9 protein-coding genes are annotated in these 16,494 nt (G+C 71.7%); 7 read left to right on the forward strand and 2 right to left on the reverse strand.

Going from position 1 to position 16,494, the window contains the following annotated elements:
* The first annotated feature begins 259 nt into the window (after positions 1-259).
* The 7 genes from ACI2LW_RS14695 to ACI2LW_RS14725 all read left to right on the forward strand — a co-directional run bounded on the left by ACI2LW_RS14695 (position 260) and on the right by ACI2LW_RS14725 (position 13,516).
* Positions 260-1,534 (forward strand): extracellular solute-binding protein, encoded by a 1,275-nt coding sequence (locus ACI2LW_RS14695; RefSeq protein WP_404731547.1) that lies wholly within the window; start codon positions 260-262, stop codon positions 1,532-1,534.
* 100 nt (positions 1,535-1,634) lie between these two features.
* Complete coding sequence (locus tag ACI2LW_RS14700; RefSeq protein WP_404731548.1) at positions 1,635-2,639, forward strand: carbohydrate ABC transporter permease; 1,005 nt, start codon at positions 1,635-1,637, stop codon at positions 2,637-2,639.
* A gap of 13 nt (positions 2,640-2,652) precedes the next feature.
* Complete coding sequence (locus tag ACI2LW_RS14705; RefSeq protein ID WP_404731549.1) at positions 2,653-3,573, forward strand: sugar ABC transporter permease; 921 nt, start codon at positions 2,653-2,655, stop codon at positions 3,571-3,573.
* 312 nt (positions 3,574-3,885) lie between these two features.
* Positions 3,886-5,577: a glycoside hydrolase family 13 protein gene (locus ACI2LW_RS14710; RefSeq protein ID WP_404731550.1), complete on the forward strand. Its 1,692-nt coding sequence runs from the start codon at positions 3,886-3,888 to the stop codon at positions 5,575-5,577.
* A gap of 513 nt (positions 5,578-6,090) precedes the next feature.
* Positions 6,091-7,473, forward strand: coding sequence for an alpha-amylase family protein (locus tag ACI2LW_RS14715; RefSeq protein WP_404731551.1), 1,383 nt, complete (start codon positions 6,091-6,093; stop codon positions 7,471-7,473).
* 220 nt (positions 7,474-7,693) lie between these two features.
* On the forward strand, positions 7,694-13,111 hold the full coding sequence (gene pulA, locus ACI2LW_RS14720) for a pullulanase-type alpha-1,6-glucosidase (RefSeq protein ID WP_404731552.1): 5,418 nt from the start codon (positions 7,694-7,696) through the stop codon (positions 13,109-13,111).
* A 48-nt stretch (positions 13,112-13,159) separates the two neighbouring features.
* Positions 13,160-13,516, forward strand: a complete 357-nt coding sequence (locus ACI2LW_RS14725) for a 5-carboxymethyl-2-hydroxymuconate Delta-isomerase (RefSeq protein ID WP_404731553.1) — start codon at positions 13,160-13,162, stop codon at positions 13,514-13,516.
* 42 nt (positions 13,517-13,558) lie between these two features.
* Here ACI2LW_RS14725 and ACI2LW_RS14730 read toward each other — a convergent pair whose 3' ends face one another.
* Both ACI2LW_RS14730 and ACI2LW_RS14735 read right to left on the reverse strand, forming a co-directional pair.
* Positions 13,559-14,248, reverse strand: coding sequence for a TetR/AcrR family transcriptional regulator (locus ACI2LW_RS14730; protein ID WP_404731554.1), 690 nt, complete (start codon positions 14,246-14,248; stop codon positions 13,559-13,561).
* A gap of 111 nt (positions 14,249-14,359) precedes the next feature.
* Positions 14,360-16,471: a hypothetical protein gene (locus ACI2LW_RS14735; protein ID WP_404731555.1), complete on the reverse strand. Its 2,112-nt coding sequence runs from the start codon at positions 16,469-16,471 to the stop codon at positions 14,360-14,362.
* Positions 16,472-16,494 lie beyond the last annotated feature (23 nt).

Below are 16,494 nucleotides of genomic sequence, written 5' to 3' on the forward strand. Positions count from 1 at the left end.
CAAGAGCTTGCAGAGTCTTGCACAAGTGCTCGACGTCGTGCTGAGCGGCGAGGAATCAAGGGTCAGAGAGGCCAAGATCAGGTCACGGGCGGGTAACTCTCGCAGTCTCTTGCACTTTTTTGCTGCAAGGTCTTTCGTCGTGCTTGCAACGCTGTTACGTTCACCGTCGCCCGGCGGCGGCAATGACGCGGCCGGAAAGTCGGCAGGGACGGCGGACGGGACCGTCCCCTGCTACGGGCTTCACCCTCAAGGAGAACTCATGCGGCGTGGCATAGCGGCCAGCGCGCTGGTGGCGTCCCTCGCCCTCGCGGCGACGGCGTGCGGCGGGAGCGACAGCGGAAGCGGCAAGTCGGACGGTCCGGTGACCATCACCTGGTGGGACACGTCCAACGCCACCAACGAGGCACCGACGTACCAGGCCTTGGTCAAGCAGTTCGAAGCGGCCAACAAGAACATCAAGGTCAAGTACGTCAACGTGCCCTTCGACCAGGCGCAGAACAAGTTCGACACGGCCGCCGGCGCCAAGGGCGCCCCGGACATCCTGCGCTCGGAGGTCGGCTGGACCCCCGCCTTCGCCAAGAAGGGCTACTTCCTGCCGCTGGACGGCACCGAGGCCCTCGCCGACAAGGACAAGTTCCAGCCCAGCCTGATCAAGCAGGCCCAGTACGAGGGCAAGACCTACGGCGTGCCGCTGGTCACCGACACCCTCGCCCTCGTGTACAACAAGGCCCTCTTCCAGAAGGCCGGCATCACCGAGCCGCCCAAGACCTGGGAGGAGCTGAAGGCCGACGCCGCCAAGGTCAAGGCCAAGGCCGGCGTCGACGGCTACTGGGGCTCCACCCAGGCGTACTACGCCCAGAACTTCCTGTACGGCGAGGGCACCGACACCGTCGACGCCGCCGCCAAGAAGATCACCGTGAACTCGCCCGCCGCCAAGAAGGCCTACGGCACCTGGCTGAGCCTGTTCTCCGGCAAGGGCCTGCACAAGGCCGACACCACCGCCGACGCCTACGCCCACATCCAGGACGCGTTCGTCAACGGCAAGGTCGCCGCGATCGTCCAGGGCCCCTGGGAGATCACGAACTTCTACAAGGGTGCCGCGTTCAAGGACAAGTCCAACCTCGGCATCGCCACCGTCCCGGCCGGCTCCACCGGCAAGGCGGGCGCCCCGACCGGCGGCCACAACCTCTCGGTCTACGCCGGCTCGGACAAGGCGCACCAGGAGGCGGCGCTGAAGTTCGTGAAGTTCATGACCTCGGCGAAGTCCCAGGAGACCATCGCCCTGAAGAACTCCACGCTGCCCACCCGTGACGACGCCTACACCGCCCAGGTCAAGGCCGACCCCGGCATCGCCGGCTACCAGGGCGTCCTGGCCGCGGCCCAGCCGCGCCCGGCGCTGCCCGAGTACAGCTCCCTGTGGGGCCCGCTCGACACCGAGCTGCCCAAGATCGCCGGTGGCAAGGAGTCCCTGGACAAGGGCCTGAGCAACGCCGAGCTGGCGATCGGCAAGCTGGTGTCCGACTTCAGCAAGTGAGCCCGGGTGGCCGCCGGTCCCCCCGGGGGGAGGGGCCCGGCGGCCACCGGCCCGTGTGCCGTACTCCTGATCCGCAGAACCTCGAGAAGGTTGTCGAACCATGACAGTCGCCATCGACCGCGCGACCGGCAAGCGGCGCGGTGACCGCGGCCCGCGGCCCGGCCTGGGCGCGCGCCTGAAGAACGGCTACCAGAAGCACTGGTACGCCTACGTCATGATCGCCCCGGTGGCGGTCGTGCTCGGTGTCCTCGTGCTGTATCCGCTGGTGTACGGCCTCTACCTCACCCTCACCGACGCCAACAGCCTCAACACCGCGCGCACGATCGGCGTCAACCACATCGACGCCACCTACAAGTTCATCGGGCTCGACAACTACAAGGACATCCTGTTCGGGGCCACGTCGTACGACCGGTTCTGGTCGCACTTCATCTGGACGATCGTCTGGACCGCCGTGTGCGTCGCCCTGCACTACTCCATCGGGCTCGGCCTGGCGCTCCTGCTCAACCAGAAGCTGCGCGGGCGCACCTTCTACCGGCTGGTCCTGATCCTGCCGTGGGCCGTGCCCACCTTCGTCACCGTGTTCGGGTGGCGGTTCATGCTCGCCGACAGCGGCGTCATCAACGCCGCCCTCGACGCGCTGCACCTGCCCACACCCCTGTGGCTGGAGGACACCTTCTGGCAGCGGTTCGCCGCCATCATGGTGAACACCTGGTGCGGTGTGCCGTTCATGATGGTCTCGCTGCTCGGCGGACTGCAGTCCATCGACTCCTCGCTCTACGAGGCCGCCGAGATGGACGGCGCGAACGCCTGGCAGCGCTTCCGCCACGTCACCCTTCCGGGCCTGCGCTCGGTCAGCTCCACCGTCGTGCTCCTCGGCATCATCTGGACCTTCAACCAGTTCGCCGTGATCTTCCTGCTCTTCGGCAACACGGCCCCCGACGCGCAGATCCTTGTCACCTGGGCGTACTACCTGGGCTTCGGACAGCAGCCGCGTGACTTCGCTCAGTCGGCCGCCTACGGCATCCTGCTGCTGGCCATCCTGATCGTCTTCACCTCGTTCTACCGCCGCTGGCTGAACCGCAATGAGCAGCAGCTCGCGATCTGAGGCAGGAGTTCCCATGAGCACGACCACGCCCTCTCCCCTCAAGGGAGACCGCCCGGTGACACCGCAGGTTCTGGCCTCCCTGCCGGGCGACGCCGCCCGCCGGCGCCACAGGCGCGGCCTCGCCGCCGCCCTCGCCTCCCACGGCGTGCTGATCACGGGAAGCGTCGTCGCGCTGTTCCCGGTCGCCTGGCTGGTGTTCCTGTCCCTCGGGCCGGACAAGGACGACTACCTGCACCCCGGCGGCATCTGGCACAAGATGACGCTGGACAACTACGCGTACGTCCTGCAGCACACGAACTTCTTCGACTGGCTGAAGAGCTCGCTGATCGTCTCCCTGGGCACCACGGTGCTGGGCGTCATGGTCGCCGCGACCACCGGCTACGCGGTCTCCCGGATGCGCTTCCCGGGCTACCGCAAGTTCATGTGGGTGCTCCTGCTCACCCAGATGTTCCCGGTGGCCGTGCTGATGGTGCCGATGTACCAGATCCTCGCCGACCTGGAACTGATCGACACCTACCTCGGCCTGATCCTCGTCTACTGCTCCACCGCGGTGCCGTACTGCGCCTGGCTGCTCAAGGGCTACTTCGACACCATCCCCTTCGAGATAGACGAGGCCGGACGCGTCGACGGGCTCACCCCCTTCGGCACCTTCGCCCGGCTGATCCTGCCGCTCGCCAAGCCGGGGCTCGCGGTGGCCGCCTTCTACAGCTTCATCACCGCGTTCGGCGAGGTCGCCTTCGCGACGACGTTCATGCTGGACGACCAGAAGTACACGCTCGCCGTCGGCCTGCAGAGCTTCATCAGCGAGCACGACGCCCAGCGCAACCTGATGGCGGCGACCGCGGTACTGATCGCCATACCGGTCTCGGCCTTCTTCTACCTGGTCCAGAAGAACCTGGTCGCCGGCCTGACCGCGGGCGGCACGAAGGGCTGACCACCCCCGGCGGCAGGACTCCCGCGCGCCCGGGCGCGCGCGGGTGGGCGGCCGCGGTGCCCACCCCCGGCTCCTGCAGCGGGGGGTGCCCCCCTGACCCCGCCGGCACCGCGGCCGCATCGGCGGGCGGCGGCCCCTGACCGGCCGCCGCCCCCGACCGACGGCGCCTTCGCGGCCCGTCCCACGCCCGCCACGCCCGCTCGTCCCACGTCCGCTCGTCCCACGTCCGCTCGTCCCCCGCCCACCGGCCACTCGACCCGCCGGCCGTCGCCCCCCACCCCTGACCGAAACTCGCCTCGTATCAAGGACGCCATGAGCCAGCAGCACTTTCCGGCCGAATCCCCCCAGACCGAAGCGGCTGTCGCCACCGTCGCCGCCCCGCGCCGCGACTGGTGGCGGGACGCGGTGATCTACCAGGTCTATCCGCGCAGCTTCGCCGACGGCAACGGCGACGGCATGGGCGACCTGGAGGGCGTACGCTCCCGGCTGCCCTACCTGCGCGACCTCGGTGTGGACGCCGTGTGGCTCAGCCCCTTCTACGCCTCGCCGCAGGCCGACGCCGGCTACGACGTCGCCGACTACCGCGCCGTCGACCCCATGTTCGGCACCCTGCTCGACGCAGACGCGCTGATCCGCGACGCCCACGGGCTGGGCCTGCGCATCATCGTCGACCTGGTGCCCAACCACTCCTCCGACCAGCACGAGTGGTTCCGGCGCGCGGTCGCCGAGGGACCCGGCTCCCCGCTGCGCGACCGCTACCACTTCCGCCCCGGCAAGGGGAAGAACGGCGAACTGCCGCCCAACGACTGGGAGTCCATCTTCGGCGGCCCGGCCTGGACCCGGGTCACCGAACCGGACGGCACCCCCGGCGAGTGGTACCTGCACCTGTTCGCCCCCGAGCAGCCCGACTTCAACTGGGACCACCCGGCCGTCGGCGACGAGTTCCGCTCCATCCTGCGGTTCTGGCTCGACATGGGCGTGGACGGCTTCCGCATCGACGTGGCCCACGGCCTGGTCAAGGCCGAGGGCCTGCCCGACCTCGGCAGCCACGACCAGCTGAAGCTGCTGGGCAACGATGTCATGCCGTTCTTCGACCAGGACGGCGTCCACGCCGTCTACCGGCAGTGGCGCCACATCCTCGACGAGTACTCCGGGGAGCGCATCTTCGTCGCCGAGGCCTGGACGCCGACCGTCGAGCGCACCGCTCTGTACGTCCGCCCCGACGAGCTGCACCAGGCGTTCAACTTCCAGTACCTGGGCACCGACTGGGACGCCGAGGAGCTGCGCACGGTCATCGACCGCACCCTGGAGGCCATGCGCCCGGTCGGCGCCCCGGCCACCTGGGTGCTGTCCAACCACGACGTCACCCGGCACGCCACGCGCTTCGCCAACCCGCCCGGCCTCGGCACCCAGATCCGCACCGCCGGCGACCGCGAGCTCGGACTGCGCCGCGCCCGCGCGGCCACCCTGCTGATGCTGGCCCTGCCCGGCTCGGCCTACGTCTACCAGGGCGAGGAACTCGGCCTGCCGGACGTGGTGGACCTGCCCGACGAGGTGCGCCAGGACCCCGCGTACTTCCGCGGCGCGGGCCAGGACGGCTTCCGCGACGGCTGCCGGGTGCCGATCCCCTGGACCCGCACCGGCTCCTCCTACGGCTTCGGCGACGGCGGCAGCTGGCTTCCGCAGCCGGCCTCCTGGGGCGAGCTGAGCGTCGAGGCCCAGCAGGGCGTGCCCGGCTCCACCCTCGAGCTGTACCGCGAGGCGCTGGCCGCCCGCCGCGCCCACCCGGACCTCGGCGCGGGCGAGGCGGTGCAGTGGCTGCGCGCCCCCGAGGGCGTGCTGGCCTTCCGCCGCGGCGAGTTCGTGTGCGTGGCCAACACCAGCGGCGAGTCCGTCACGACCCCCGCCTACGGCCGCGTCCTGCTCAGCAGCGGCGAGATCACCGAGGCGGACGGCGAGGCCAAGCTCCCCTCCGACACCACGGTGTGGTGGACCACGGCCTGAGCCGGCCGCCGGCCCCGCCACGCGGCCGCCGGCACCCCCACGCGGGCCCGCGGTCCCTCTCGGGACGGCGGGCCCGCGTCGCTTCCGGGGCGGTGGGCCCGCGTGGGGCCCGTGTCGCTTCCGGGACGGCGGGCCCGCGTGGGGCCCGTGTCGCTTCCGGGGTGGCGCCCCGCGCCGGTTCCGGGGCGGCGGTCCCACGTCGGTTCCCGGGCGCGGTCCCACGTCGGTTTCGCAAGTCGTTTCGTCCGTTTTCAGGGCCCGCCGTCCGTCCGGGGCGGCGGGCCCCGGTGCGCCCGGGACGGACACGGACCAGGTCAACTGGGGCCAGTCGGGCCTTATTTCGCGTAGATGACAGGAGCATGTCCGGGGTATTGACCGCCGGGGTCGGGGCTCGTACGGTCTGCTGCACCGCGAGTGGTTGAAAACTTGCAGAAACTCCCTTCAAGGATCGGGGCCTCCCCAGGGCCTTGCAGCAGACCTTTTGAGTCCTTCAACGGAGAAGGAAACCCCCACATGGCCAACAGAGCCCTCTCCGGCGCCCTCGCCATAGCGGCGGCGGCGTCGGCCGTACTCGCCGTCCCCGCCGGGACCGCGTACGCCTCTCCGCCCGGCACCAAGGACGTCACCGCCGTCCTCTTCGAATGGAAGTACGCCTCCGTCGCCAAGGAGTGCACCGGCACCCTCGGCCCGGCCGGCTACGGATACGTCCAGGTCTCCCCGCCCGCCGAGCACGTCCAGGGCCCGCAGTGGTGGACCTCCTACCAGCCCGTCAGCTACCGGATCGCCGGCCGGCTCGGCGACCGGGCGGCGTTCCAGAACATGGTGAACACCTGCCACTCGGCGGGCGTGAAGGTCGTCGTCGACACGGTGATCAACCACATGTCGGCGGGCAGCGGCACCGGAACGGGAGGGTCGTCGTACACCAAGTACGACTACCCGGGCCTGTACTCGGTGTACGACTTCGACGACTGCACCTCCCAGATCAGCAACTACCAGGACCGCTGGAACGTCCAGCACTGCGAACTGGTGGGCCTCGCCGACCTGGACACCGGCGAGGACTACGTCCGCAGGACCATCGCGGGCTACATGAACGACCTGCTCTCCCTCGGCGTCGACGGCTTCCGCGTCGACGCCGCCAAGCACATCCCCTCCGCCGACCTGGCGAACATCAAGTCCCGCCTCACCAACCCGAACGCCTACTGGAAGCAGGAGGTCATCTACGGGTCCGGCGAGGCCGTGCAGCCCACCGAGTACACCGGCAACGGCGACGTGCAGGAGTTCCGCTACGCCTACGACCTCAAGCGCGTCTTCAACAACGAGAACCTCGCCTACCTGAAGAACTACGGCGAGGGCTGGGGATACCTGAGCGGCTCGGTGGCCGGAGTCTTCGTCGACAACCACGACACCGAGCGCAACGGCTCCACCCTCAACTACAAGGACGGCGCCAACTACACCCTGGCCAACGTCTTCATGCTGGCCTGGCCCTACGGCGCCCCCGACGTCAACTCCGGCTACGAGTGGTCCGACGCCGACGCCGGACCGCCCAACGGCGGGCAGGTCGACGCCTGCTGGCAGGACGGCTGGAAGTGCCAGCACAAATGGCCGGAGATCAAGTCCATGGTCGCCTTCCGCAACGCCACCCGCGGCCAGGCGGTGACCAACTGGTGGGACGACGGCAACGACGCCATCGCCTTCGGCCGGGGCAACAAGGGGTTCGTGGCCATCAACCACGAGTCGTACAGCGTGAGTCGCACCTACCAGACCTCGCTGCCCGCGGGCACCTACTGCAACGTGCAGAACAACACGACCGTCAGCGTGAACGGTTCCGGCCAGCTCACCGCGACGCTCGGCGCCAACACCGCCCTCGCGGTGTACGCGGGCAAGTCCAGCTGCTGACCAACCGGCCGCTTTGACCTGCGAGTTCGCAGGGGCCGCCCGGTGCCGCGGGCACGCGGACCGGGCGGCTCTGAAACATCTTTCCGTTACTTTCAAGCCTCTTGCTGCAACCCTTTCGCGGGCGATACGGTCGCGCGGGCGCCCAAGCGCCGGGCCGCAGGGCCACGGCCGAGGCGTGGGGTCGGACCGACTGAGCCGCGATCGCGAGGAGTTCACACCTGTGATACCGAGATGGCCGGCGCCCTCGAGGCGCCGCACCCCGTACCGGAGGAGGGCCGCGGCCGTCACCGTCGCCGCCCTCGCCGCCTCCCTCGTCCAGCCCGTCGCCGCCGGGGCCGCCACCCCGCCCGCGCCGCCCTCGGACGCGCGGCTCGCCGCCGCTCCCGCACGGCACGACGACACGCGCGAGCAGTTCTACTTCGTCATGCCGGACCGTTTCGCCAACGGCGACGCCGCCAACGACCGGGGCGGCCTGACCGGCTCGCGCCTGGCCACCGGCTACGACCCCACCGACAAGGGCTTCTACCAGGGCGGTGACCTCAAGGGCCTGACCAAGCGGCTCGACTACATCAAGGGCCTGGGCACCACCGCCATCTGGCTGGCGCCGATCTTCAAGAACCAGCCCGTGCAAGGCAGCGGCAAGGACGCCTCCGCCGGCTACCACGGCTACTGGATCACCGACTTCACCAAGGTCGACCCGCACTTCGGCACCAACGCCGACCTGTCCGCCCTCATCTCCAAGGCGCACGCCAAGGGCATGAAGGTCTTCTTCGACGTCATCACCAACCACACCGCCGACGTCGTCGACTACGAGGGCGCCTCCCACGAGTACCTGTCCAAGGGCGCCTTCCCGTACCTCACCAAGGACGGCCGCCCCTTCGACGACGCCGACTACGCGGACGGGAGGAGGAAGTTCCCCGCCGTCGGCAGGAACTCCTTCCCGTACACCCCGACGGTCCCGGCCGCCAAGAAGAACCTCAAGGTTCCCTCCTGGCTCAACGACCCGTCGATGTACCACAACCGCGGCGACTCCACCTACGCCGGCGAGAACGCCACCTACGGCGACTTCTCCGGCCTCGACGACCTGTGGACCGAGCGTCCCGAGGTCGTCGGCGGCATGGAGAGGATCTACCAGCGCTGGGTGAAGGACTTCGGCGTCGACGGCTTCCGCATCGACACCGTCAAGCACGTCAACATGGAGTTCTGGACCCAGTGGGCCACCGCGCTCGACGCGTACGCCGCGCGGCAGGGACGCAGGAACTTCTTCATGTTCGGCGAGGTCTACTCCGCCGACACCTCCGTGACCTCCCCCTACGTCACCCAGGGCCGGCTCGACGCCACGCTCGACTTCCCCTTCCAGGACGCGGCCCGCGCCTACGCCTCCCAGGGCGGCAGCGCCAAGCGCCTGGCCTCGGTCTTCGGCGACGACTACAAGTACACGACCGACAAGGCCAACGCCTACGAGCAGGTCACCTTCCTCGGCAACCACGACATGGGCCGCATCGGGTACTTCCTGAAGCAGGACGACCCGAAGGCCACGGACGCCGAGCTGCTGCGCAAGGACCGGCTCGCCAACGAGCTGATGTTCCTCAGCCGCGGCAACCCGGTCGTCTACTACGGCGACGAGCAGGGCTTCACCGGCTCCGGCGGTGACAAGGACGCCCGCCAGACCATGTTCGCCTCCAAGGTCGCCGACTACCTCGACGACGACGAGATCGGCACCGGCCGCACCCACGCGAGCGACTCCTACGACACCACCGCCCCGCTCTACCGGCAGATCGCCGCGCTCGCCAAGCTGCGCAGGGACAACCCGGCCCTCACGGACGGCGTCCAGACCGAGCGCTACGCGGCCGACGGCGCCGGCGTCTACGCCTTCACCCGCACCGACCCGCGCACCGGAGCCGAGTACGTCGTCGCCCTGAACAACGCCGGCGAGGCGCGGACCGCGAGCTTCCACACCGGCTCGGCCCGCATGACCTACCGCGGCATCTACGGCACCACCGCCTCCGTGGCCTCCGACGCCGACCGCGGGGTCACCCTGACCGTGCCCGCCGGTTCGGCCGTCGTCCTCAAGGCCGCGGGCCGGCTCCAGGCCCCCGCCGCCAAGCCGACGATCACCCTGACGGCCCCCGCCGCCGGAGCCACCGGCACCGTCGGGATCGGCGCCGACACCGGCGGCGGACAGCTGAACCGGGTGGTCTTCGCCGCCCAGGTCGGCAACGGCCCCTGGAAGGTGCTCGGCTCCGCCGACCACGCCCCCTACAAGGTCACCCAGACCCTCGCCAGGACCGTCCCGCCCGGCACCGCCCTGCGCTACAAGGCGGTCGTCACCGACTCCGCCGGCCGCACCGCGAGCGCCACCGCCGCCTCCACCACCGGCACCCCGCCCGCCCCGGAGACCCCCACCGCCTCCTCCCGCGAGTACGCGGTCGTCCACTACAAGCGCACCGACGGCGACTACGCGAACTGGGGCCTGTACGCCTGGGGCGACCTCGCCGACGGCGAGTCCACCACCTGGCCCGACAGCCACCCCTTCACCGGACGCGACGCCTACGGCGCCTTCGCCTACGTCAGGCTCAAGCCCGGCGCCTCCACCGTCGGTTTCCTGGTCATCGACAAGGACGGCGACAAGGACGTCTCCGCCGACCGGTCCATCGACGTCACCAGGACGGGCGAGGTCTGGATCGAGCAGGGCGAGCAGGACGTGCGGGCCGAGCGGCCCACGGCCGACTACCCGCCGCAGGACACCACCAAAGCCGTGCTCCACTACCACCGCGCCGACGGGAACTACGACGGCTGGGGCCTGCACGTGTGGACCGGCGCCGCGAACCCCACCGACTGGTCGAAGCCGCTCACACCGGTGAAGACTGACTCCTATGGCGCGGTCTACGAGGTGCCGCTCACCGAGGGTGCCACCAGCCTCAGCTACATCATCCACAAGGGCGACGAGAAGGACCTGCCCGCCGACCAGTCCCTGGACCTCAAGGCGGCCAACGGCCACGAGGTGTGGCTGGTGAGCGGCCACGAAGGGCCCCTGCTGCCGCAGCCCACGGGCGGCTCGGCCGCCCTGGACCTCACCACGTCCAAGGCCGTCTGGATCGACCGGGACACGGTCGCGTGGAACGGCGCGGACGGTGCCGCCTCCACCCAGCTGGTCTACTCCCACGACGGGTCGATCGAGGTCGAGGACGGCGCGCTGACCGGTGACGACGAACGCCTGCTGCGGCTGGCGAAGACCACGCTCACCGACGCCCAGAAGGCGAGGTTCCCGCACCTGAAGGACTACACCGCCTGGTCCGTCGACCCGCGCGACCGCGACCGGGTCCGCGAGGCCCTGCGCGGCCAGGTCGTCGCCGCCCAGCGCGCCGCGAACGGCGCCGTGCTCGCGGCCACCGGCGTCCAGCTCGCCGGCGTCCTCGACGACGTCTACGGCACCGCGGCGGCCCGGACCCGGCTCGGCCCCGTCTTCCACGGCGGCCGGCCCACCCTGAGCGTGTGGGCGCCGACCGCGCAGAGCGTGGCCCTGGAGCTGGACGGCAGGACCGTCGCCATGCACCGCGACGGCACCACCGGCGTCTGGTCCGTGACCGGACCCGCCTCCTGGAAGGGCAAGCCGTACCGGTACGCGGTGAAGGTGTGGGCGCCCTCCGTGCGCCGGATCGTCACCAACAAGGTCACCGACCCCTACTCGGTGGCGCTGACCGCGAACAGCGAGCGCAGCCTCGTCGTCGACCTGCACGACGCCGCGCTCGCCCCCAGCGGCTGGTCGAAGACGGCCAAGCCGAAGGCCGTGCCGCTGCGGGACGCGCAGATCCAGGAACTGCACATCCGCGACTTCTCCGTCGCCGACAGCACCGTCCCGGCCAAGGACCGCGGCACCTACCTGGCCTTCACCGACAAGAACAGCGCCGGCTCCCGGCATCTGCGGGAGCTGGCCAGGGCCGGCACGTCCTACGTGCACCTGCTGCCCGCCTTCGACATCGCCACCATCCCCGAGAAGAAGGCCGACCAGGCGAGCCCCGGCTGCGACCTGGCCTCCTACCCGGCCGACTCCGAGCAGCAGCAGGCGTGCGTGGCGCGGACCGCCGCCAAGGACGCCTACAACTGGGGCTACGACCCGTACCACTACACGGTCCCCGAGGGCTCGTACGCCACCGACCCCGACGGCACCGCCCGCACGGTCCAGTTCCGCAGGATGGTCCAGGCGCTCAACCAGGACGGCCTGCGCGTCGTCATGGACGTCGTCTACAACCACACCGCGGCCGCCGGGCAGGCGGACACCTCCGTGCTCGACAAGGTGGTGCCCGGCTACTACCAGCGGCTGCTCGCCGACGGCTCGGTGGCCAACAGCACCTGCTGCGCCAACACCGCGACCGAGAACACCATGATGGGCAAGCTGGTCGTCGACTCCATCGTCACCTGGGCCAAGGAGTACAAGGTCGACGGTTTCCGCTTCGACCTCATGGGCCACCACCCCAAGGCCAACATCCTCGCCGTCCGCAAGGCCCTCGACGCGCTCACGCCGCAGAAGGACGGCGTGGACGGCAAGAAGATCATCCTGTACGGGGAGGGCTGGAACTTCGGCGAGGTCGCCGACGACGCGCGCTTCGTGCAGGCCACCCAGAAGAACATGGCCGGCACCGGCGTCGCCACCTTCTCCGACCGGGCCCGGGACGCGGTCCGCGGCGGCGGCCCCTTCGACTCCGACCCCGGCGTCCAGGGCTTCGCCTCCGGCCTCTACACCGACCCCAACGCCTCCACCGCCAACGGCACCGAGGCCGAGCAGAAGGCCCGGCTGCTGCACTACCAGGACCTGATCAAGGTCGGCCTGAGCGGCAACCTGGCCAAGTACCGCTTCACCGACACCGACGGCAAGGAGGTCAGCGGCGCGGAGGTCGACTACAACGGCGCCCCCGCCGGATACGCGGCCGCGCCGGGCGACGCCCTCGCCTACGCCGACGCGCACGACAACGAGTCGCTGTTCGACGCGCTCACCTACAAGCTCCCCGCGAAGACCCCGGCGGCCGACCGGGCCCGCATGCAGGTGCTGGCCATGGCGACGGCGGCGCTCTCGCAGGGACCGGCGCTCTCCCAGGCCGGCACCGACCTGCTGCGCTCCAAGTCGCTGGACCGCAACTCCTTCGACAGCGGCGACTGGTTCAACGCCATCCACTGGAACTGCGCCGACGGCAACGGCTTCGGCCGGGGGTTGCCCATGGCCGCCGACAACCAGTCCAAGTGGCCGTACGCCAAGCCGCTGCTGACCTCCGTGAAGGTCGGCTGCCCGCAGATCCAGGGCGCCTCCGCGGCGTACCGGGACCTGCTGCGGATCCGTACGACGGAGAAGGCGTTCTCCCTCGCCACGGCCGCGCGGGTGCAGTCGCAGCTGTCCTTCCCGCTGTCGGGCAGGGACGAGACCCCCGGCGTGATCACCATGCGGCTCGGTGATCTGGTCGTGGTCTTCAACGCGACGCCCGAGCGGCAGGAGCAGCGGGTCGCCTCGCTCGCCGGCGCCCACTACCGGCTGCACCCGGTGCAGGCCGCGGGTGCCGACGCGGTGGTGAAGACCTCGGCGTACCAGGCGGCGACCGGCACGTTCACGGTGCCGGCCCGGACGGTGGCGGTGTTCAGGAACTAGGCTGAAGCGCAGGTCGCCGTAGCAGCCGCCATGGAAACAGGAGTGCTCATGCCGCAGATCACCGTCGACTACTCCGCGGAGCTGGCGGACGCCTTCGACCGGCGCGCCTTCGCCGCCCGGGTGCACGCCGACACGGTCGGGATCGCCGCGGCCAGGCCTGCGGCCTGCAAGACGCAGTTCCGCCGGACCGAGGACACCGTCGTCGGTCCGGACACCTCCGGGCACGCGATCGTGCACGTCACCATCGGCCTGCTGGCCGGGCGCACCGAGGAGACGAAGGCGCGCCTGGCCGAGGCGGTGCTCGAGGCGGTGCGGGCGCACGTGAAGCCGGTGGAGGGGCTGGCGCTGCACGCGTCGGCCGAGGTCCGCGACCTCGACCCGTCCTACCGGAAGTACGACGCCTAGGCGCGGCCCTGTCGCCGCGGTACGCCGCGGTACGCCGCGGTACTAGGAGGCGAGAGCGACGAGCCGGCCGACCAGGTTCCCGAAGGGGCCCTCGGCCGGCTCCGCCTCGAACGCCCGGCGCAGCAGTGTGCCCGTCTCCTCGTCGTGGGCGGCGGCGACGGCCGCGAGCGCGGCGAAGTCGTGCACCAGCTGCACCTCCAGCTCGGCGCGCGGGATGCGCCGGCCATCCAGCCAGAGCAGCGCGGTCGACTCCGCGAGGGAGATCCAGGACCGTACGACGAGTTCCAGCCGCGCGGGCGGCCGCGCTATCCCCAGATGCGCCAGCATCTGGTCGTAGGCGGCCTGCCGTACCGAGTCGATGAGCGCGTTGGTCGTCGAGGAGCCGACCGCGGGGCCGCCGCGCATCAGGGCCGAGAAGCCCGGCCCGTGCTCGTCCACGAAGTCGAAGAAGCGGCGCATCACCCGCAGCAGCCGGGCGCCCAGCGGCCCCTCCTGCGGCTCCACGAACCGGTCCGCCAGGTCCTCCGAGGCACGCTTCAACGCGGCCTCGTACAGGCTGAGTTTGCCGGGGAAGTAGTGATAGACCAGCGGGCGCGAGATGCCCGCCGCCGACGCTATCTCGTCGATGGAGACCTCGTCCGGCGAGCGGCGGGCGAACAGTTCGAGGGCGACGCCGATCAACTGCTGCCGCCGCTCCTCCACTCCCATTCTGCGGCGAACCCCGGTAGTCATGCGCACACCTTACCGATCGAATCCGGCCGCGAACCGGCTGGATCCGTGCCGGTGTTCACCCCGGTCCGCCACTCCTCGCGCACGAGTCGCCCACCGGCCCACCGGTCCCCGTCAGTGCAGCATCTCCAGGGAGCCGCCGTCCGACAGCTTCCCCTTCAGGTCGGCCTGTGCGCCCCGCTCGGCCCGCACGGCCAGCAGCCGGCCCTCGGACACCGCCCGGATCCCGCCGGTCGCCTTGATCGACGAGGTGTCCGCGCTGCCCGCCGCGAGCAGGTACCAGGCGCCCGTCTGCGCCTTCCACAGCACACCGGCCAGCACATGCGGATCGCGGGCGCCGCACGCGGGCACGTCCTCCGCGCGGGCCGCGACCGCGCCGTACTTCCCGCCGGGCGTGCGGAACTGGGCCAGCACCCGGGGCTCGCCGCCGCGCCAGGTCTCGGCCCGGGTGCACGTCCACGCGGCCGTGCCGCTCTCGTCGGGCAGCGGTTGGTCGGCGTACCGCCAGGCGTTGACCGACCGCACGCCCTGGGAGCGCATGGCCACCAGCGAGCAGGCGTACGGCGCCCAGGTGCGCAGCCCGGAGGCGCCGGTCACCTCGTGGGGCGCCCGGGGGCGGCCCGTGGTGAGCCGGGCGGGCACCAGCTCGCCCAGGTCGCTCAGCACATGGGTGCCGGAGGCGTCGGTCAGCTGCAGCACGTGCCAGGAGGTGCAGGCGCCGGACCGCTCGCCCGGGGCGGCCAGCGGCCCGGCGACACCGTCGCGCAGGCCGAGGTCCAGCGGCGCGGACGCCGGCCGGAACAGGTCCCGCTGGGCCGCCGCGGTGACCCATGGCGCCGTCAGATAGCGCACGTTGCCGTCGGAGCGGTCCAGGACCACGGCCCCGGCGGCGGTGCCCGTGGCGCCGTCGACGCGGGCGAGGTCCAGCGCGGCCCCGGCCGTGGAGGTCCTCGGCTCGGCGTAGCGGACGATGCGCAGGCCGTCGTAGAGGATCACCACGTGCGCCTTGTCCACGGTGCCGGCGTAGAGCAGCTGGGGCGGGCCGGCGGGCCCGCCCGAGGCGGTGCCGGGGGTGGCCGAGACCCGTACCGACTCGCCCGGGCGGGCCCAGACCGCGAGGGCGCGGCGCAGCAGGGCGGTGTCACCCGTGCGGTCGCCGCGGGCGGGCCAGACCGAGAAGTCCAGCCGGGCGGAGGTCCGCCAGGCGGTGGGCGCGGCCCGGACCAGCCTGCCCGGGTCCAGGGCGGCCTCGGCGGAGGGGTTGCGCGCGTAGGCGGGCGCGGCGGCGCCGTCGGGTCCCCAGCCGCCGTCGGGCAGCGCCACCAGCGCCCCGCACACGGCGAGGGCCGCCGCGCCGGCGAGCGCGGCCCTGGCGTACCGGCGGCGGCGCCTGAGGTCGGTGGGCCGGGCCTGCAGGGAGCAGGGGTCGAACTCGGCGGAGCCGAGCAGCGCGTACCGCGCGGGCACCAGGCCGGCCTCGGTCAGCGCGGCGCCCGGGTCGGCCACGTCCGCGGCGGCCAGCACCTCGCGCACGGCGGCGTCCGTGAGTCCGTCCAGCCCGCGCAGGACGTAGGCGGCGCGGGCCGGGGCGGACAGGGAGCCGAGCCGCTGGTCGAGGGCGAGTTCGTCGGCGCCGCCCGAGCGCGGGAACAGCCGCAGCCCCCACACCTGGGGCAGCAGCGGCGGCAGCAGGGCCCGGTGGAGCCGGCCGCGCCCGGCCCGCCGGCCGGCCTCCAGCGCGGCCTTCACCACCTGGAGGCGGAGGTAGGCGTAGCCGGGGTCGGGGTCGGGGTCCGTGGTGGTGGTGCTGTCCGGGTGGGTGCCGGTGCCGGCGTCGGTGCCGGCGTCCGGGGCGGTGGTGGTGTCCGCGTCGGTACCGGTACCGCTGTCGGCGCCGTTGTCGGGGGAGGCGCTGCTGTCCGGTCCGGGGCCGTTGGCCGTGGGGGTGTCCGGGGCGGTGTCCGGGGCGAGGGGCTGGGGCGGGACGGCGGGCGCCGCGGGCCGGCCGCGGGGCAGCGCGCGCTGCGCGAGGGCGTGCGCCGTCAGGACGCGGCGGCCCAGGCCGAGGTCCGGCGGCAGCACCAGGTAGGCGAGCCGGGCCAGCCGCGGGTAGTGCTCGACGAGCGCGGCCTCGGCCTGCTCGGCGCCGGCGAGCGGTACGGCGGCGGAGTCCGGGGAGGCCGCGGAGGAGGACGGGGGGCGTGGGGCGACTTCCTGTGGCTGCACGTTCAGCGAAACGAGCGAACACG

It is taken from the genome of Streptomyces sp. NPDC004065 (assembly GCF_044903565.1).
Lineage (GTDB): Bacteria > Actinomycetota > Actinomycetes > Streptomycetales > Streptomycetaceae > Streptomyces.